At 32.7% G+C, this 20,253-nt stretch carries 19 protein-coding genes; 14 read left to right on the forward strand and 5 right to left on the reverse strand.

From position 1 onward, the window contains the following. Positions 1–40: 40 nt before the first annotated feature. The 9 genes from A5893_RS11130 (at position 41) to A5893_RS11170 (ending at position 6,956) form a co-directional block, all read left to right on the forward strand. On the forward strand, positions 41–517 hold the full coding sequence (locus A5893_RS11130) for a hypothetical protein (RefSeq protein ID WP_068822647.1): 477 nt from the start codon (positions 41–43) through the stop codon (positions 515–517). Positions 518–812: 295 nt separating this feature from the next. Next, entirely contained in the window at positions 813–1,427 is a 615-nt protein-coding gene (locus A5893_RS18315) for a DUF3667 domain-containing protein (protein ID WP_394330788.1), read from the forward strand. A gap of 137 nt (positions 1,428–1,564) precedes the next feature. Then, a complete protein-coding gene (locus tag A5893_RS11140; protein WP_068822858.1) occupies positions 1,565–2,470 on the forward strand; it encodes an ABC transporter ATP-binding protein in 906 nt (301 codons plus the stop codon). Position 2,471: 1 nt separating this feature from the next. Further along, a complete protein-coding gene (locus tag A5893_RS11145; RefSeq protein WP_068822649.1) occupies positions 2,472–3,257 on the forward strand; it encodes an ABC transporter permease in 786 nt (261 codons plus the stop codon). 14 nt (positions 3,258–3,271) lie between these two features. After that, complete coding sequence (locus tag A5893_RS11150) at positions 3,272–3,673, forward strand: thiol-disulfide oxidoreductase DCC family protein (RefSeq protein WP_068822650.1); 402 nt, start codon at positions 3,272–3,274, stop codon at positions 3,671–3,673. Positions 3,674–3,705: 32 nt separating this feature from the next. Beyond that, the gene (locus A5893_RS11155; RefSeq protein ID WP_068822651.1) at positions 3,706–4,371 is read left to right on the forward strand and encodes a TonB family protein; all 666 of its coding nucleotides are present in this window, start codon (positions 3,706–3,708) and stop codon (positions 4,369–4,371) included. A 14-nt stretch (positions 4,372–4,385) separates the two neighbouring features. Next, complete coding sequence (locus tag A5893_RS11160) at positions 4,386–4,775, forward strand: hypothetical protein (protein WP_068822652.1); 390 nt, start codon at positions 4,386–4,388, stop codon at positions 4,773–4,775. 158 nt (positions 4,776–4,933) lie between these two features. Further along, a complete protein-coding gene (locus tag A5893_RS11165) occupies positions 4,934–5,530 on the forward strand; it encodes an acetate uptake transporter (protein WP_068822653.1) in 597 nt (198 codons plus the stop codon). A gap of 211 nt (positions 5,531–5,741) precedes the next feature. Next, positions 5,742–6,956, forward strand: coding sequence for an MFS transporter (locus A5893_RS11170; protein ID WP_068822654.1), 1,215 nt, complete (start codon positions 5,742–5,744; stop codon positions 6,954–6,956). Between the two features lie 10 nt (positions 6,957–6,966). On the opposite strand, the gene A5893_RS11175 is transcribed toward A5893_RS11170, so the two are convergent. Beyond that, positions 6,967–7,596 carry a porin family protein gene (locus A5893_RS11175; protein WP_068822859.1) on the reverse strand — a complete coding sequence of 210 codons (630 nt, stop codon included), beginning with the start codon at positions 7,594–7,596 and terminating at the stop codon, positions 6,967–6,969. A 353-nt stretch (positions 7,597–7,949) separates the two neighbouring features. Here A5893_RS11175 and A5893_RS11185 point away from each other — a divergent pair, with 353 nt between their 5' ends. After that, positions 7,950–9,668, forward strand: a complete 1,719-nt coding sequence (locus A5893_RS11185) for a glycoside hydrolase family 3 protein (RefSeq protein ID WP_198342312.1) — start codon at positions 7,950–7,952, stop codon at positions 9,666–9,668. A 178-nt stretch (positions 9,669–9,846) separates the two neighbouring features. Beyond that, positions 9,847–10,233 (forward strand): VOC family protein, encoded by a 387-nt coding sequence (locus tag A5893_RS11190; RefSeq protein ID WP_068822657.1) that lies wholly within the window; start codon positions 9,847–9,849, stop codon positions 10,231–10,233. 87 nt (positions 10,234–10,320) lie between these two features. Here the strand turns inward: A5893_RS11190 and A5893_RS11195 are convergent, their stop codons facing one another. Continuing rightward, positions 10,321–12,744: a bifunctional YncE family protein/alkaline phosphatase family protein gene (locus A5893_RS11195; RefSeq protein WP_068822860.1), complete on the reverse strand. Its 2,424-nt coding sequence runs from the start codon at positions 12,742–12,744 to the stop codon at positions 10,321–10,323. A gap of 104 nt (positions 12,745–12,848) precedes the next feature. Here A5893_RS11195 and A5893_RS11200 point away from each other — a divergent pair, with 104 nt between their 5' ends. Then, on the forward strand, positions 12,849–14,033 hold the full coding sequence (locus A5893_RS11200) for a class I SAM-dependent rRNA methyltransferase (RefSeq protein ID WP_068822658.1): 1,185 nt from the start codon (positions 12,849–12,851) through the stop codon (positions 14,031–14,033). A gap of 147 nt (positions 14,034–14,180) precedes the next feature. Here the strand turns inward: A5893_RS11200 and A5893_RS11205 are convergent, their stop codons facing one another. Together A5893_RS11205 and A5893_RS11210 are read right to left on the reverse strand one after the other, a co-directional pair. Continuing rightward, entirely contained in the window at positions 14,181–16,544 is a 2,364-nt protein-coding gene (locus tag A5893_RS11205) for a TonB-dependent receptor (RefSeq protein WP_317040591.1), read from the reverse strand. Positions 16,545–16,931: 387 nt separating this feature from the next. Continuing rightward, complete coding sequence (locus A5893_RS11210) at positions 16,932–17,480, reverse strand: transposase (protein WP_232456846.1); 549 nt, start codon at positions 17,478–17,480, stop codon at positions 16,932–16,934. A gap of 341 nt (positions 17,481–17,821) precedes the next feature. On the opposite strand from A5893_RS11210, the gene A5893_RS11215 reads away from it, so the two are divergent. Beyond that, positions 17,822–18,175 carry a hypothetical protein gene (locus tag A5893_RS11215; RefSeq protein ID WP_157687546.1) on the forward strand — a complete coding sequence of 118 codons (354 nt, stop codon included), beginning with the start codon at positions 17,822–17,824 and terminating at the stop codon, positions 18,173–18,175. Positions 18,176–18,397: 222 nt separating this feature from the next. Continuing rightward, positions 18,398–19,351: an oxygen-dependent tRNA uridine(34) hydroxylase TrhO gene (gene trhO / locus A5893_RS11220; protein ID WP_068822661.1), complete on the forward strand. Its 954-nt coding sequence runs from the start codon at positions 18,398–18,400 to the stop codon at positions 19,349–19,351. Here trhO and A5893_RS11225 read toward each other — a convergent pair. Further along, the gene (locus A5893_RS11225; protein WP_068822662.1) at positions 19,332–20,168 is read right to left on the reverse strand and encodes an endonuclease/exonuclease/phosphatase family protein; all 837 of its coding nucleotides are present in this window, start codon (positions 20,166–20,168) and stop codon (positions 19,332–19,334) included. The two genes, trhO and A5893_RS11225, sit on opposite strands and share 20 nt — an antisense overlap. Positions 20,169–20,253: the final 85 nt, after the last annotated feature.

Raw genomic sequence — 20,253 nt, forward strand, 5'->3', positions numbered from 1 at the left:
CAATTAATTAAGACCCTGCATTTTTTAACATATAAAAATCATGAACACTATTATCGAAGTAAAAAATCCTCAAAATGCAATTATTGATGAAAAGCTAAACCAAACTTTCATTCAATTAGAAAACTTATTGATCGAGTTGAGAAAAAGGGAGCTTCCTGCTCATATTATTGAGTTTATTAACGATTCTATAACTGTTATTAACACTTCTCCTTTAATAGAAAAGGACCTAAAAATATTAGTTTTTAAAAGACAAACTGCAATTTTAAAGCTTTTACAAAAAGAGCTCAAAATTGTTCCTAAAAACCACTATCAAACCCTTTGGATGCTGTTTGGATTTACTGCATTTGGGCTTCCTATTGGTGTAGCTTTCGGATTTTTAATGGATAATATGGGTTTATTAGGAATTGGATTACCTATTGGTATGGGAATAGGAATTGTAGTGGGTTTACTCTTGGATAAAAAAGCACTAAAAGAGGGCCGACAATTGGATGTTGTTATTAAAAATCTAAGCTTTTAGAAAGTATAAAAGGTAAACTATTTCAGCTTGACAACATTTTTATCAAACTTTCGGAAGTTAAAAAAGTGAAAAAGATTAAAACCTTATTAATACAATAGTTAATGTTTTATGTTACTATTAACTAAAAATTATAAACCTGTAATTTACTTATGAAAACCACAACTTGTAAAAATTGCAATAACCAATTCAAGGGAATTTCTGCAATAATTGTGGTCAGTCTTCAGATACGCATGATGTAAATTTTAAATACATCACTCATGAAATTCAGCATGGTGTTATTCATCTAGATAAAGGAATTCTATTTACTATTAAAGAACTTTATACAAGACCAGGAAATTCGATTAGAGAATATTTAGAGGGTAAAAGAGTAAAGCATTTTAAACCTCTAGCATTTTTATTTGTAGTTTCTACATTTTATGCGCTTTTCGCTCATTTTTTTAATAACCAAACAAGTTTAGAGGATTTTTTAACAGGAATTAATATCGGATCTAAAAAAGTTAATAAAGACAACATATTTTATAACTCGATAAAATGGTTTGCTATTCACTATGCATACACTAATGTTTTATTAATTCCTATCATGTCTTTGGCATCTTTTATCGCCTTTAAAAAAGCAAGATTTAACTATTTTCAACATATAATTCTGAATTCTTTTATTGGTGGTCAAAGAATTTTTGCCCTTTTATTACTTACACCAATTGCTTACTTCATTGAAAATCAAAACATCAAAGATTTTTATAGTATACTCATATTATTATTAGGTATTTCTCTTACAATTTGGACCTATTTTCAGTTTTTTAATAACTTGAAATCCTTTTCAAAATTGATAAGATCTGTTGTTAGTTATATTTTATTTGGAGTTTTTATTGTCCTTATACTGTTTGGCTTACTGGGGTTATCTAAAATCTAAAACATTATTTTTGAATTAATTGCTAACCTATAAAAGCTTTAATTCACATTTTTAGTGATTTCTTTACCTTTAAAATCATAAAATATCCTTTGCCAAGTAACATCTATTAATGAAAAGTGTCTGATAAAAAACAGCTTATGGTTACAGATGATATAATTAAAGTAGAAAACCTCAGTTTTTCTTTTGGACAGCAAAAAGTTTTAAATAATATTAGCTTAAATGTTCCTAAAGGCAGTGTTTACGGTTTTTTAGGTCCAAATGGTTCTGGTAAAACAACCACAATCAAGCTTTTGCTTAACTTATTACAAAACCACGAAAACAATATTTTTTTATTCGGAAAAGAAATAAAAGCCAACAGAGAAGATGTTTTAAAAAAAGTGGGTTCATTGATAGAAGGACCAGCACTTTATCACCATTTATCAGGTTTTGATAACTTAAAGGCAAGGGCAATTATTTTGGGGATTAATAATGAGCGCATCAATGATATTTTAAGTATTGTGGGCTTAACCGATGCCGCAAAAAAGAAAGCTGGAAAATATTCTTTAGGAATGAAGCAACGTTTGGGAATTGGTTTGGCATTATTATCAGACCCAGAGTTACTAATTTTAGATGAGCCCACTAACGGTTTAGACCCTAACGGTATTATTGAAATAAGAAATTTAATAAAGAAACTTTCTATAGAACATCAAAAAACCATTTTCATCTCTAGCCATTTACTAGCAGAAATAGAGCGAATTGCAACGCATGTTGGTATTTTATATCAAGGGAATTTAAGTTTTGAGGGTAAAATAGAAGATTTACAATCGTTGGCAAAAAGTACTTTATGCGTTGATACAGATGATAATCTAAAAGCTGCAACCATTTTGAACATTAATTACGAGGTGCTTAAGGATGATAAACGATTAAGAATACCTTATGAAAGCCCAGAACAAGCCGCTGCTATCAACAAGCTTTTAATCCAAAATGACATTTCTGTATACAATCTTTTTAAAGAAAAGAAAGATCTTGAATCCCTGTTTTTAGACATTACCCAAACCGTTTAGTATGAAATACTTTCTTTTATCATTAAAATCTGAGTTTTTTAAATCAAAAAACACTTTAGCTTTTTGGGGAGCAATTCTACTACCCGTTATTTTATGTACGATAGTTTTTTTAGGTTATTATCTTAAATCTGAAGCCATTATTAAGGCCATGAAAAACCCAAGTGGCGATCGGGTTTGGGGAGAATATCTGTTTGCGATTTTAGCGGTTATGGGTAGTCTTATATTGCCTATGTACCTTATATTCATGACTTACACTGTAAATAATTTAGAACATAAGGCCGAAACCTGGAAAAGCCTGTTCTCTTTACCTGTACCTAAAAACACCGTTTATTTCAGCAAAGCTTTTTATACCCTCATTTTAGTTTTTATCAGTTTGCTTTTATTTGTGATTTTATCATTCTCTTATGGCTTACTATTGGCTAAACTTAAACCCGATTATCATTTGATGGATGCTGATTTGGTCAAAATATTTACAACACTTTATAAAATATATTTAAAATTATACATCGCCTCATTAGGTATTATTGCGGTACAATTTTTACTAAGCCTTGTTTGGTCAGATTTTATGAAGCCAATGGGTTTAGGTTTTGTGCTGTTAGTGGTTTCAATGATCGTTTTAAGATGGGATTACAGTTATCTCATTCCTTATGCACTCCCAATTAAAGCAATTGCCATTAGTGGGAAAGAAGTAGAAATTATTACAAAAGAAATGTGGGTTAGCCTTTGCTATGCAGCTACATTTTTTACATTAGGATACTTTGTAATCACGAAGAAAAGTGTGAAATAACCTATATTTATCACATGGCGGCAAATAACAAAGGGATTATTTTATTTGATGGCATTTGTAATTTGTGCAATGGCTTTGTTCAAAAAGTAATTGCTGCTGATAAAAATGATTATTTCCGATTTGCTTCTTTACAATCTGAAGAGGCAAAAGAATTGTTAAAAGACCACTTGGAGTTTAAAGATTTAAAAACCATTATCTTTTTAGAAAACAATAAAATTTATACCCGTTCTATAGCAGCTTTAAAAATTAGTAAACATTTATCAGGGATTTGGCCATTGTTACAAACAGGATATATTTTCCCTGCATTTTTACGTGATGGTATCTATAATATCATTGCAAAAAACAGGTATAAATGGTTTGGTAAAAAAGATCAATGTATGGTTCCAAGTCCTCAGTTAAAAAGTAAATTTTTATAACACCAATTCGTTCTAAAAAACGTTAATCAATTATGATTGTATCATTTATAAAAATTTTACTAATTGGTTATTTAAGTTTTTTCCAGGCAGACCAACCCACTTTTAAAGGTGGTGCAGATGCTTTAAATAATTTTATCACCTCTAAAACAATATATCCTGGTTTTTCTAAAAACAACTGCATCCAAGGCACCATCTACGTTTCCTTTCAGGTAAACAAAAACGGAGAAGTTTTTGGTGCAAAAGTAAACAAAGGTTTAGGGGTCGATTTAGATTTAGAAGCGCTACGCCTAATAAGACTAACCAATAATAAATGGGAAGTGCCGGCAAATCATAATGAAAATTCGAGGTTAATTATTCCTGTAAATTTCTCTTTAAAAAATTATGGCTGCGATTCCAGATCAGGTGATGAGATCAATAAATCTATAGCGCTTTACCAGGCGAGGGCTGCTTTAGAAAAAGCGGTTACCAATTATTACAGAAATAAAGAACAAGGCAATGCAAGTGATAAAAATGAAGCAGAAATTTTACAGCTAAAAGCCGAATTAGGTTTCGATGATTCTTTTATTGCCAACAAATTAAAAGACGCAAAGAAAATGATAAAACAAGGAGACAAAGCTGGCGCTTGCGAAAGTCTTTATTTTATCAAATATATTGGTTCTGATGTGGCCAATACTTTGATTGCAGAAAACTGCAAATAGTTTATCTTCGCACAATGAAATGGGCACTTCGTGTTTTTGCTTTTTTAGATTTAGTTTCCTTCATTTTGATGTTTGGAGAAGGAACGGTTCAAATTCAATCCTTTTTTTTAAGCGAATCATTCACCATTAATGAGATTTTCTCCAGGTTTCTATACCTATTGCTTTGGTTGAGTTTATTATGCTCGTCCATTTTTCTGGCAATTCCTAAAAAAGCCGGAATCATTATCTATTACTTTCAAGTTCTCCCACGGATCATGTTTTTGGTCTTTTCTGTAGGTTTTATTTCATATATCAGCCATTATGTAGCTTTACAAAATCTAGAGCAAATTTTCTTTTCTTTCTTTATCTTTATTGAGATGTTAAGGCTTTACTTCAGCTATCAAATTAAAAAAGAATTGTTTTAATTCTCTCACTTTCAAATCCAAACATTCTTTAAAAATTAAAATCTTTTACTTTTGCTTTAATTATTTTGCAATAAAAGTCTTGTATAAATGATTAAAAAACTCTTTTATTTTTCTGATAATAATGGTATAATTGATTTCTTTAACCTAAATTATTAAAAATGAATATAAATGAGTATGCGCTGCAAGACAGAAGCGCCAACCCTGCTCCGCTAGGACTATTAGGTTTTGGCATGACTACCGTTTTATTAAATATCCATAACGCTGGTGTTTTCGAAATGAACTCTATGATTTTTGGAATGGGAATTTTTTATGGCGGTATTGCCCAAATTATTGCAGGCATTATGGAGTCTAAAAAAAATAATTCCTTCGGTTTTACTGCTTTTATCTCTTATGGTTTCTTTTGGCTAACATTAGTTGGTTTATTGGTAATGCCTAAATTAGGATGGGTTGCTGCCGCTAGCGAAACTGCAATGGCTTATTATTTAATGATGTGGGGTGTTTTTACCTTTTTCCTTTTTATCGGAACTTTTAGAATTAGTGTAGCGCTACAGGTTGTATTTGGCACACTGGTTATACTTTTTTTCCTGTTAGCCTATGGCGATGCAACAAGCAATGCAACCATTAAAACAATTGCTGGTTATGAAGGAATTATCTGCGGAGCGTCAGCAATTTATACAGGAATGGGTTCTTTACTAAATGAGGTTTATGGTAAAACTGTTTTGCCTTTAGGGATTGTAAAAATAAAAACAGCATAATTTTTTTATAAAAATGGGGGCGTTTTATCCGCAGCTGGCGGATTACACTATATCTTTTTGTCTGCCAGCTGGCGGACAAAAAGGATGTCGTTTCAATCGTTAACGCTCATTCTTTCGATTGAATACAATTTATCAAAGCCCGATATAATTCATTTTGTATCGGGCTTTTTATTACAAAACAATTCTTCTTAAAAAGCTATTTTTGCGGCAAATGACGTCGTTAAAAACCAGTATTTATTCTTTACCTTTTTTATTAGTCTGTTTCAGTTCGTTTTTATTTTCTGCAAGCTTTAATATGCTAATTCCAGAACTGCCGGCATATTTAACCAGTTTAGGAGGTGCAGAATATAAAGGATTAATCATCGCTTTATTTACGTTAACAGCAGGGATTTCTCGTCCGTTTAGTGGTAAGCTTACGGATAAAGTTGGCCGAGTTCCGGTAATGGCAGTAGGTTCTTTAGTATGCTTTGTTTGTGGTTTTCTATATCCAATATTAACCAGTATTGCAGGATTTCTGTTTTTGAGATTGATACATGGATTTTCAACCGGCTTTAAACCTACAGCAACGGCCGCTTATGTTGCAGATACAGTTCCGGCTGGCAAATGGGGAGAAGCAATGGGCATTCACGGATTATTTTTTAGTACCGGAATGGCAATTGGCCCAGCAATTGGCAGTGCAATTACCCAATATTTTTCTATAAACGTTTTATTTTATACTTCATCTGCATTTGCGCTACTTTCTATTCTCATCATTTTTAATATGAAAGAAACTTTGCCGGCAAAGCAAAAATTCAATCTTAGCCTATTTAAAATGAAAAAAGGCGAGTGGATTAATAAACAAGCACTACCGGTTTTTTGGGTTACGTTATTTAGTTATGTGAGCTATGGTGCAATTATAACTGTTATCCCAGATTGGACAACAAACATAGGTTTTACAAATAAAGGAATATTCTTTATGGTATTTACCATTGCTTCTTTAATGATGCGTTTTATTGGAGGTAAAATTTCTGATAGAAACGGAAGAAAGCCTGTGCTAAAATTTTCTTTAATTTTCTTAAGTCTTGCTTTACTTTGGTTAGGGATTTGGCAAACCGTTGCTGGGTTTTTAAGTGGCGCTGTATTATATGGTCTTGCAACCGGAATGCTTTCTCCGGCTATTTCTGCCTGGACAATTGATTTAAGTGATGATGATAAACGGGGCTTATCTGTTGCAACGATGTACATCGCTTTAGAGGCGGGAATTGGTTTAGGAGCTTTCTTTTCTGGTTGGTTTGTTAGGGATATCATCGGCAGAACGCCTTATGTCTTTTATTCCATTGCATTAGTAAATGCTTTTGCCATTATCTATTTATATTTCCATAAAGATGCTAATGAAAAACTCCAAAAAAAATCGGCCTTCCATTTAGAAAAGCCGATTCAATCGTAATTTTTAAATTTTAAAACTTAACCGCTAAACCAGCTTGCCAAACCTGATTTTTGTATTCTGGTGTTTCAGTTGTTCCGTTTTCATTGTTCTTCTGGAAATCCAAAGCATACCTTCCATTCAGACTCAATCTTGGTGTTAAATCAAATCCTACTCCTACAACTCCTCCTAAAATACTTTTCTTAAACTTATCGGCATCATCCTCATATTTAGTCTGTTGTGCAGAACTAAATGTACCTTCATATTTATTTGTTGTTTTAGTTAAGAATGAAATCTGAGGACCTAAAACAATATTAAATCCAGATGTTGTAGAAATTTTAGCCAAAATTGGAACTTCTATCCAATTGGTAATTTGTTTAAATGTGCCATCTCCTAAAATTCCTGTTCTGCTAGATTTATATCCTTTTTGAGAAAATAATAATTCAGGCTGAAAAGATAAACCCCCAATAATTGGAACATTAACAAATACTCCCGCATTAAAGCCAGTATTGTATTCTGTTTGAAAGTTAGAATTATCTGTTTCAATAATATTAGCAAAATTTAATCCTCCTTTAATTCCGAAAGATGGTAAAATTGATTTTTCCTGGGCTTTTGCAAATGTTACAAAACCTATTGCTAAAGCAGTTATAAATAATTTTTTCATGTTTATTTGTTTTTGTGTCATTCATATAGATAACAATTATGCCAAATGCTAAAAGATTTAAATGTCTAAAAGAAATATTTTAAAGGTTTTTTAAAACTATCCATCTATTTTTAAGCTTTCTTTAAATAATAATTTTTAGCAAAATGATTTATTTACTTTTATTCCTTTTGGTTTATTTATTTGGGAATACTTTATTAAGCGTTTTAATTTACTATTCAATTAAAAAAAAGATAGAACAAAAACTATTAGCATGGTCTTACAGTATATCCATTAGCTTGGGTATCTCTTTCATAGTAACCATCATTTTTATCACTTACTATATGAAAGATTTAGTAAGTTATTTTTAAATTCTAATGAAGAAAAAAATTTTTTTTATAGCGATAAGTTTAATCACTTTTTCTGCGATTTCTAAAGCTCAAACCTTTGTCCCTTTTGTGCAAACCATAAATAATCCAAATAGATGGGTTGATTCTGTGTTTAAAAAAATGACCAGAAATGAAAAAGTTGCCCAATTATTTATGGTGAGGGCACATAGTAATCTTGGTAAAAAATATGCAGACTCTGTTGGTTTGGTTATCAAAAAAGAGCATTTGGGAGGAGTCGTTTTTTTTCAAGGCGGACCAAATAGAATGGCGCCTATCGTTAATCAATATCAAGCCAATTCTAAAATTCCTTTAATGATTGCCATGGATGGCGAGTGGGGATTGGGAATGCGTTTGGACAGCACAGTTGCTTATCCTTATCAAATGACTTTAGGAGCAATTCAGGATAATGGATTGATTTACAAAATGGGGCAGGAGGTTGCAAAAGACTTTAAGCGCTTGGGCATGCAAATTAATTTTGCTCCGGTTATAGATGTTAATAATAACCCAAGAAACCCTGTAATTAATTATCGCTCTTTTGGCGAGAATAAATATAATGTTGCGCAGAAAGGAATTGCCTACATGAAAGGAATGCAAGAAAGTGGTTTATTCACCACTACAAAACATTTCCCTGGTCATGGTGATACAGATGTAGATTCTCATTTTGATTTACCCCAACTTAATTTTACCACAGGCCGTTTAGATTCTTTAGAAATGTATCCTTTTAAACAGGCTTTCACCGAGGATTTAATTGGCGTTATGATAGCACACATGAACATTCCTGCTTTAGATGCAACACCAAATTTGCCCTCAACGCTTTCTAAACCGATAGTTACCGACATCTTAAAAGAAAAATTAGGCTTTAAAGGTTTGGTTTTTTCTGATGCTATGGAAATGAAAGGGGTTATAAAATATTTCCCTAACGGAGAGGCTGATGTAAGGGCTTTAATTGCGGGAATGGATGTAATTGAACTTTCTGAAAATACAGGTAGGTCTATAAAATTGATAAGAAAATCTATCAGACAAAAGAGATTATCATGGATTAATATAGACGAAAAAGTCAAGAAAATCTTAGCCGCTAAATATTGGATGGGCTTAAACAGGGTGGATTCTGTAAGAACAGAGAACTTAGTTCCGGATTTAAACCGCCCAGAATCTTATCAACTGATACAAAAATTAACCGATGCTGCAATTACTGTGGTAAAAGGTGCGGATCAATTACCAATTAGAAATGATTTCGTAAGAAAAACCGCCATTTTAAGTGTTGGAGAAAATTTGCCAACGGTATTTGGAGAGATGATAAAAAAATCAAACCCTAAGAATCAACTTTTTATTATTCCTAAAGATATTTCTATAAAAGAAATGGTAGCCGTTAAAGCAGAATTACAAAATTTTGATCAGGTGGTTTTAGCAATTTATGATACCAGAAAACGCCCAACTAGTGAATTAGATTATTCAACAGATTTGAAGCTTTTTATAGCAGATCTAGCCAGAAAAAATTGCATCAGCGTTGTTTTTGCAAATCCTTATACAGTTGCTGGTTTACCCGGATTAGAAAACAGTAAATCCGTTTTAATAGGTTATCAAAATTCTAAAGAGATGGAAAAATCTGCGGCTAAAGTAATTTTGGGATCACTAAAAGCGACTGGAAAGTTACCTGTCACCATTAATGCTTTTTTTAAATATGGCGATGGCGCCCAAATGAAATAATAATTTATTCTAGTTTCGGCATAGTTTTTAATGTCTCATTAATAAAGACTTAAAACAATGTTTCAAATTTTAGAAGAAGTTAAATCTGGGGTTTACCTAGTAATTACTAAAATGCTTTTTTGGGCTCAAAACTTATATTTTTTCATTACCTCTATTTATAATATTTAAATATTATCCTATGTTAAAAAACATCTATGCTTTTAATAGTTTTTCGGTTAAAGATTTAAAAAAAGCCAAAGATTTTTACGCTGATGTTTTAGGTTTAGACGTAAAAGAAAATGAAATGGGTTTGCTAGAACTCCATTTAGAAAATAACAATCCTGTCATACTCTATCCAAAACCTAATCACTCTCCTGCAACATTTACTGTATTAAATTTTAAAGTAAATGACATTGATAAAACCGTTGATGAGCTTATTAGTAAAGGAATTGTATTTGAGACCTATACTGGGAAATATATTGAAACTGATGCAAAAGGAATCTCAAGATCAGAAAAAGGAAAAGGACCAAATATTGCCTGGTTTAAAGATCCGGATGGTAATATCCTTTCTATTTTAGCAGATTAGGAAACTTTAAATTCGTTCATTCCTTCTTAACTATTTTACAAATTGAGACTTTTTTTCTAATTAGAACCTTTGTAATTAGTCTATTCCTTAATCATCATCTTTCTTTTTCTTCTCCGCAACTACAAATGCGCTCCTACGTGGTGCCGGCATAACAGAATTTTCACCTTTAATAGATTTCCAAACCACCTCATTTAGCTCTAAATCAGGGATTTTATCTTCATTTGCTAAATTAAACGATTCGGATTTTTTAGAGCTTCCATTTACGGCAACGTTTATTTCGTTTAAGTCTATGTTTGATTTGATGAATTGGTAAGGTTTAAAGTTTGGCTTATCGGTAAAACAATCGTAAAATGGTTTTGCAGCAGCATCATATTGGCTCATGGGCGGCAAACTTAAAATCAATTCCATAGTACGCAATGCACCACTGGTAGAATACATGGTATGGATTAACTCACCCCGTTTGGTGTAAGGACTAATTACTAAAATTGGCGAGCGGTGTGCATCTATATGATCTGGACCGTTTTGGGCATCATCTTCTAAAATAAAAACTACTGATTCTTTCCAAATTTTACTGTGCGAAAGGTGATCTATAAACATTCCCACTGCTAAATCATTATCTGCAACCGCAGCGGTAGGTGAGATTTTACCCTTTTTTTGTCCGCTTGTGTGATCGTTTCCAAAACGTAAGGTGTTAAATTGAGGCACTTTATCCTCGCTAAGTAAACGGTCAAAATCTTTTTGCCAAACATAAAAACGGGCAGTATCTTTAATGCTTAAATCAAAACCGGCATAATCGGGACAAAAATGGTTTTCTAGCGCTTTAATATTTGCCGTTTTCCCGTCAGAAAACTCTCCATAAGTACGATAGCTAACTCCAGCTCTTCTACAATAATCCCAAATAAAACCATCTTTTGGATATGCAATTTTACGAGATCCTTCATAATCATAAGTTCCGCCCCTGCCGCCGTAACTTATTGGCCAGGTTTTTTCAACGTAATCATTTGCATAAGCAGCCATGCTCCAATTATGTCCATCTGCACTTACTTCCGCATCCACATAAAAATTATCAAGCAATACAAATTCATTAGCTAAAGCATGAATATTTGGGGTAACTTTTTCTGGAAAAAGACAAAGGCTGTTATCTCCATTCCCCTTATTTATATCACCAAAAACTTGGTCATAAGTTCTGTTTTCTTTGATGATGTAAAAAACATGTTTTATTGGGCTACTATCTCCTACCTTTAATGGAATAGGGTTATTAATAGATGCACTTATGCCAACTTTATTAAATGGAGAATTGTCGAAAACTTGTTGACTATATTTTGTCAATTGCTCTGCATTTGGTTCTTTAATAATTGATAAAGTTCCTTTAAATAATCCTCCAATATACTGAACCTCTTTTTTTTCTGTCGGGCTTTTTTGATAGCCGCTATCATCATTTTTGCTGATGGGTTGTGGCCCATTAGGATTGGGTAAACTCGTAAATCCTTTTCCGTTTGTAACCCAAATTTTATCACCATAACTTTTAACCGAAGTTGGGTACCAACCCGTTGGGATAAAGCCTTTGCTCACACTATTAAAAGGATTACTGACATCAAAAACAGCTAAACAATTATTATCTGCATTGGCAATGTATAAAGTTTTCTCATCTTGAGATAAAGCCAAGCCATTAGTTGTAGAACCTGTTAAATTTGTAGGATAAAGCGATGCAGAAATTACTTCCATTACTTTTTTAGTCTCCGTATTAATTACCGAAACAGAATTATTTCCAGCGTTTGCAACATATAAAATACTCCCTTTTTTATTGAGAATAATTTCATTTGGATTATTTTCTACAGCAATGCTATCCGTTATTTTTTGCTGCGCAACATCATAAAATGCAATCTTATTTCCTCCCCATAAAGAAATAATGAGCATCTTTTTATCGGGTGAAAGCACACATGAATAAGACTCTGCGCTCAAAGGATATTGTTTGATGATTTTATTAATTTTTAAATCGACAACATACAGACTGTTATTCTCTTTAGTAACAGTATACAAAATGCCTTGCTTATCATCTACAGCTATCCCTGTTGGGCTTATTTTATTAGGCCATTTTTTCCCAAGTCTTATCGTATCGGCATCGCCAATTTTTTTTTTTATCGGATAAACTAGAATAATGTTCTCATTTCCTCCGCTTACGTAAATTTTTTTATCGTTTGCGCTAAACTGTAATCCATACCAGGCTGTTTTTAAAGACTTTTCATCCAAAATTCTATTAGATTTAGCATCAATCAATTGGATGCTTTGGGTGCTTTGTCCGTTATTGGTAACCGCCAAAAACTGATGGTTATGAGATAATTGAATGTTTAAAGGTAAATCTCCTAACTGCAAAAAATTCCCTGCCGGACTTAAAGACCAACCGTTGGATAATAATATTTTGTTAGCCTCAGGATTGTATGTGGGCGTTTGTGCATTTGTAAAAACTATAGCAGAAAATAGTATAAATAAAAAGGCGAGTAACTTCTTCATATCATTATTAAATAATCCAAATTTAATCACTTAATATTATTTTAACAGTACATAAACGTTATGTAAAAATTAAATCTGCCCACAGTTTATTTACCTTTGCCCTTATGATTTCTGTATTATTAAATAAAGGCAAAGAAAAAGCGGTTTTACACCAACATCCATGGGTTTTTTCTGGTGCATTGCAAGCGATAAAAGAAAAACCAAAAAACGGAGAATTAGTAAAAGTGCTTTCGCAGAAACAAGAGTTTTTGGCCTATGGTTATTTTAATGATGCTTCTAGAGTTGCGGTAAGGTTGTTAAGTTTTGATGAAGCGGAAATCCCTAACGAAGATTGGTGGCGTAAAAAAATTAAGAAAGCAGTTGAGGCAAGAAAAGATATTTTAACTAGCGATAATAACACTTGCCGTTTGATTTTTAGCGAATCTGATTATTTACCTGGCTTAATCGTCGATAAATATGGCGATTATTTAGCCGTTCAAATTTTAACGAGTGGAGTTGAAAATATGAAGGCCGTAATTATTGATGAGCTGCAAAAACTAACTGGCGCAAAAGGAATTTTTGATAAGGGAGATGCAACTGCAAGGGCTCATGATGATTTACCAGCAACAGAAGGTTTACTTTGGGGAGAGCTTCCTCCTGATTTTGTAGAAGTAATAGAAAATGAAATTAAATATCACATCAATATTGTTGAGGGACAAAAATCTGGTTTTTACTGTGATCAAAGAGAAAACCGTAAACTTTTGGCTGGCTTTGTAAAAGATAAATCTGTTTTAGACTGCTTTTGTTACAGCGGAGGTTTTACTTTAAATGCTTTAGCAAATGATGCAAAAGAAGTTGTTGCTGTGGATAGCTCGGCTTTAGCCATAGAAACTTTTAGAAAAAATGTTGCTCTAAATGGCTTCGATCCATTTAAGGTTACTCCAATTCAAAGCGATGTAAATAAACAGCTTCGTTTGTTTAAAGAAGAAAATCAAAAATTTGATGTGGTGATTTTAGATCCACCAAAATACGCTCCTTCAAGATCTGCTCTAGACCGAGCGGCGAGAGCGTATAAAGATTTAAACCGTTTAGGAATGCAGATTTTAGAAAGTGGTGGATTATTAGCAACTTTTAGTTGTTCGGGAGCTGTAGATATGGAAACCTTTAAGCAAATTATTGCTTGGGCCGCATTAGATGCTGGTAAAGAAGTTCAAATCATCCATCAATTTCATCAACCTGCTGATCATCCCGTTAGGATTTCTTTTCCAGAAGGGGAGTATTTAAAAGGTTTGCTTTGTAGGGTTTATTAAAATTAACACGAGATAAAAAGGGCTTATGATTTGTTAAATTATAAGCCCTTTTAAAAATTTTGAATAACCACTAAGGAGTTAAGGGACATTAGACGTGTTGTTACCAAAAACCTTAATTTTTCTCAATGCCTTAATGGTAAAAATCAACTAAAACTTCACGTTTAAAGACAATAAAAAACTAGTCTCTGCTTGTGGGAAATAATAATTTTCTGTTGTTAAGCCTCCAGCGATATAACTAAATGTGTATCCATTGCTTTCATAAAGCTCGTTAAAAACATTATTAACCAATAAACCAACACCAATGCTTTTTACATTCTTAAGTTTAAAATCATAACTTAAACGGAGGTTGTTCACAAAAAAAGCATCTAGCTTTCTGCTATTATTTGAGGTGTTATCTAAAAATTGTTTTCCAACATATTTGCTGATAAAAGCTATCTCTGATGCATTTGTTGGTTTAAAAGATAAAGTACTGCTGCCTACAAAGTTTGGCGAAAAAGCTAAATCGGTTTTGGTGTAAGTGTTTTTAACCTGACCTCCGTTATCATAATCATCGATAAACTCTTCAAAGTTTTTCACTTTGTTTTGACTAAAAGCAGCTGTTGCGCCCCAACTTAGCTTTGGCAAAACCGCAAAAGTCGCATCCAATTCTACCCCGTTTCTATAGCTATCCTCAACATTAGACCGAACGTAAGAACCAACATCATTTATTTGTCCCGTTAAAACCAATTGGTCCTTATAAAACATGGAATAAATATTTGCCCCAATATTAAAGCTTGGTTTTTTAATTCTATAACCAGCTTCAACATCGTTTAAATGTTCTGGTCTTGGGCGACTATCTGGAGTTGATTCTGTATAATCATCTCGGTTTGGCTCTTTATTCGCTACAGCAAACGAAGCATAAAAATTACTTTCGGGATTTATTTGGTACGTTAATCCAACTTTAGGATTGAAGAAATTTAAAGTCGCATTTTGCGCAACATTATTTTTATTCCTATCAAAGCCTAAAAAGTCATAACCAACATTGCGGTACTGTAAATCGCCAAAAAGAGAAACTTTATCTAACTGAACGGTTGCTTTCCCGAAAATATTAAAATCGGTTTTAAAGCCATTATCAAAATAATAACGTTGTCTAATTTTACTGTCCGATGCGAATTGAGCCCAAATTACCTCGCCGTAATGATTACCGTCGTATTCATTATAGGCTCCTCCTAAAGTAAAATCAAATTTTGACGTTGGTTGATAGCGTAATGAATAAGTTAATCCGTAAAAATCATTCGCTAACCAACGCCTCCTGATTAAATCAGAATTAGAAATGGTTTCACTGCCGATAATTACATTGTTAATCTTATAATCGTAAAGCGTTTGATCTTCCTTGAATTCTTCATAATAACCGCTTCCTCTTGTATAATGCAAAGCTCCATTAAAAGAAAGTTGGTTATTGATGCTTTTAGAATATAATAATTGGTAATGATCTTGTTGATAATTATCGGTTTGGTCATCATAAGTAAACTCATTAAACCTACGATCTGTAGTTAATTTACTTTCAGGAATTCCGTTCCAAGCCTGATAAGTTTTTTCTTTTCCAGAGAAAACATTAAAACGCAATAAGCTTGTTTTGCCGTAATATGCTCCTGATAAAAAATAAGACTTTAAATCTGATGAAGCCCTGTCCATATAACCATCTGATATAATTCTTGATAAACGTCCGTCAAAACTGAATTTCCCATTTATTAACCCTGAACCCAAGTTTACGGTGTTTTTTAAAGTATTATATGACCCACCAGATGTGTTTATTTCGGCGTAGGCTTTTTCATTTAAAGTATTGGTTTGTACGTTTATACTTCCACCAAAAGCTCCTGCTCCATTTGTTGATGTTCCTACTCCACGTTGTATTTGAATATTATCAACTGAAGAAGCAAAATCAGGTAAATCCAAAAAATAAGAACCCTGGCTTTCCGCATCATTATAAGGAATTCCGTTAACGGTCACATTTATTCTGCTTGCATCAGAACCTCTAATTCTAATACTTGTGTAGCCAACACCAGCTCCCGCGTCAGAAAATGTAACCACATTGGGTGTTTGGTCTAATAAATAGGGTAAATCCTGACCGAAATTGTTTTTTTCTAAGTCCGATTTGTTCAGGTTTTTAAATGTAGTGGCCGAGTTATTTGCGGCTCTCGTTGCGTTTACAATAACTTCATCGGTAAGAAATTCGCTTCTTTTTAAATTGATATTAAGCTCTTGATTATTACTAATGACTAAGCTTAATTCTTGGGTTTTATAACCCACAAAACTCACTGTTAAAATGTAATTTCCTCCTTTGATTTTATTGAATTGATAATCTCCAAAAGAATTTGATTGGGTTATGCCAACTGACTTTAGATTTAAAGTTGCGCCCATTAAAGGTTGGTTGCTATTTGCATCCATAACCTTTCCTTGCAGTTTGTATTGCGCCAATAAAAATAATGGACAAACTACAGCAAGCATTGCTGATAGAATAAATTTTTTCAATTTGATTTTTTTAAAAGTTAAACAACCGGGCGATAGGGGTTACCACCTTCGTAAAATTTTAACTTATACCTAGTCCCTACGCCGGCATTATCCGGATCAGGTGTATCTAAAAGTTTTAAGTGATAGGGTTTAAGTTTTTAACTTATTACGTATAACTTATAACTTTCAAATTGGGTATGTTCTCAGCCTGTTTTTGTATTTGTGAGGATAAATGAGCTAGCATCAAATTTCCGTATAACACAAACAAGGCACCCCTTATTGATGGCGCAAATATATAATTATAATTGAAGTTTGAGAAGGGATTTATTTTGGTTTAGAGATTAATAAGAGAAATAATGCCTTTTGTTTGGTTTTTTTACCTCGGTCTGTGTCCCCACAGAACGAAACCTAGAGCGCTTCTGAAATATGAGTTAAAAAATTAAAATCATCAATCTCTGTTTCATAAAATTTTGCAGAAGACCATTTATAATCTGCTGACTCCTTCGCTAAATTCCACTTTTCTTGTACTGGATTATTGTGAATGTATTCTATTTTTTGAAACACTTTTTCTCGTGAATCCATTAGTATAGCTAAGGCATCTCTTTGCCAAAAGCGATATTTTCTTTCTAGTTCATCAACTTTAAATTGATTCAGAAAATCAGATTGATTTTGTTGGAGGAGTTTCTGAAATTGATGAGCAGTGAATTTATTGAAACTGGCATAAGGCATTTCTTTTCCATTTAAGGCTTTCATCTTCCAAATGATATGAATGTGATTAGGCATAATGGCAAATGCATAAACAATGATTTTCTCTCTTGAAACTAATTCTTCTAAACTGTTGATAATGATGTTTTTAAATTCATCGTTGGCTAAGAGATGTTTCCAGTCATTTATAGTTGCTGTCCAAAAGTAAACTTCATTGAGAAGCATGATGGAATTTCTTTGTGATTTGAACATATCCATAATTAAAGGTAAAAAATTTGGTGGTTAATTATGGATATGGTGGTTTCGGTCTGTGAGGACACAGACCGAGGTGGAAATGAGTTTTCCACAATTAAAAATCATAAAATATTGCTATAGTCTTTTACATACTCTAAAAACACCATTAAATATCTGTATTACAAGGTTTCATGTAATTTTTATACTCTTAATTCATTTCTAATTTTCAACTGAATCAATGTGTGGATTTTTATCTGTTTTCGTATAAAAATCTAATTTTAAAACTTAACTGTTTAAAACTAAAACCTAGTAATCGTTTGTAAATCAATATCTTATTTCTATAATTAATAATGAAAAATATGAACACATTAAAATCATTTGGAAAATATACGATGTCTCAAACACATTTTGGCTGGAGCGTAGAAAAATTAAGATTAGAGTTCAAAAATCGGTATTTATCCTATACTACTTATGGATTAAAAGTTGGATTGGAGGCTGATGTTTCTCACCTTTCGCTGTTTTACAAAGTTGATCAAGACTTTATTATTCCTATTCTAAACAATCCGTTTAAAGATATAGATTCTTCAAATCGTTCATTAAGATCCATAGCTTTTGAAACTAGAAGAGCGGCTAAGGAGTTTGAAAATCTGTTGTCTCATGAATATCCGAATAAATTTATCTTCAAATTCAACGAGTTATTTCCAAAATCCTAAATCAAACCCTCGTCTGTGTCCTCACAGACCGAAACCGCATAAAACAGCAATAACCCAAATTAAATAAACTGGATTGGACGAAAAGCCCACAGCGTAGCGAGGACTTGTAGGGAAAGCCAGATTATCGGAACTTATGAAACACCAAACCAAGCTTTTCAAAACTTTAAAATTTTAATATCTTTACAGCTCATTTAACACTGTTTACAGCAGTATCAATGAAATATGAAAGCATATCAAACACTTCTTTATTATTGCTATAGCCACATCCAGGATGCGGAGCAATACACAAAAAATCATCTCAATTTTTGTAAATCTTTAGGTTTAACCGGTCGTATTATTATAGCCGATGAAGGTATAAATGGTACAGTTTCTGGCAAAGCCGATGCTTGTAAAGCTTATATGGATTACATTTATGCCGATGGTAGGTTTAATGCAACCGAATTTAAAATTGATGAGGTTGATAAACCTTCTTTCATTAAAATACATTGCCGTTATAAAACAGAAATAGTTTATTCAGGCTTAAAAGATCCTTCGTATATAAATCCTACGCAAGAAACCGGTAAACATCTTGAGCCTAAAGCATTTGCCGAAATGAAAGATCGAGATGATGTGGTGATTTTAGATGTGCGCTCTAATTATGAGCATAGTATGGGAAAGTTTAAAAACGCGATAACTTTAGACATTGAGAATTTTAGGGATTTTCCCGCCATGATTAATGAGCTGGCACAATATAAAGACAAAAAAATATTAACCTATTGCACTGGTGGAATTAAATGTGAAAAAGCATCAGCTTTACTTTTAAAAGAGGGTTTTAAAGATGTTTATCAGTTGCATGGAGGGATTATTAAATACGGTAAGGAAACAGATGGAAAAGATTTTGACGGTAAATGTTATGTTTTTGATAATAGACTTGCTGTTGATGTCAATAAAATAAATCCAACGGTTGTTTCAAGTTGCGGTAACTGCGGTAAAACTACTACCAAGATGATTAACTGCGCCAACCCAGAGTGCAATAAACATTTTACGCAATGTAATGAATGCGGAGTCACGTTGGATGGCTCTTGTTCTGATGTCTGTCAAAATCATCCAAGAAAAAGACCTTATGACGGCACAGGATATTATGTAAAAGTACCACAACCAATTATTAAGAAAACGATTATTTTAGCGCAATCTTAACTAAAACAGGGCAATGATCTGATGGATATTTCCCTTGATAAGTATCTGTTAAAACGCCCCAATTACTTGTTGTAAAGTGTTTGCTTACAAAAACATGATCAATAATGGCTGTTCCTGTAACTGATTTTCCGAAGTTTTGAAAAGAGTTGTTATTGGCATATGGATATTTTACTTGCGTATAGCTATCTATTAATAAATCGCTTTTTTCTATAATTTCATAAGGCTCACTATCATGATTTCCATTTAAATCGCCCATAAAAACAGCGGGATTTTTGCCTGCAATTAGTTCTATTTTAGAAATTATAAGTTTACTGCTTTCTTTTCGGGCTATCACTCCCTGATGGTCATAATGAGCGTTAAAAACATAAAATTTCTTTTTTGTTATCTTATCTTTTATGTACACCCAAGAGCATATTCTTTTGCAGCAAGTGGCGTCCCATCCTAAACTCGGAGTTTCAGGTGTTTCTGATAGCCAAAAATCTCCCTTGTCCAAAAGTTCAAACTTGTCTTTTTTGTAAAAAATAGCCGAATGTTCTCCAGCATCTTGTCCATCATCTCGCCCTTTCCCATAAACTGCATAGTTTGGCAAAGCAGTTAAAACATCTTGGATTTGGTTCTTAAAGGCCTCTTGGATTCCCAAAATATCAAAATCGTGAAAACGAATTAAAGAAGAAACAGCCATTCGGCGATCTTTCCATAAGTTACCTACATCCGAAGATGTTTCTAATCTGAGATTATAAGTACCTACTGTTAAATTTTGGGCTTTTACACAATAAGTGATTGATATAAGCAAAACGATGCAGAAAAACTTTCTCATAATTTTAATAAACGTTTAAAAATAATTATTAATACAAGACCTTTTTAGGTAATTCTAAATCTAAATTAAACCAATAAGCATAATT

The organism is Pedobacter psychrophilus (assembly GCF_001652725.1).
GTDB lineage: Bacteria > Bacteroidota > Bacteroidia > Sphingobacteriales > Sphingobacteriaceae > Pseudopedobacter > Pseudopedobacter psychrophilus.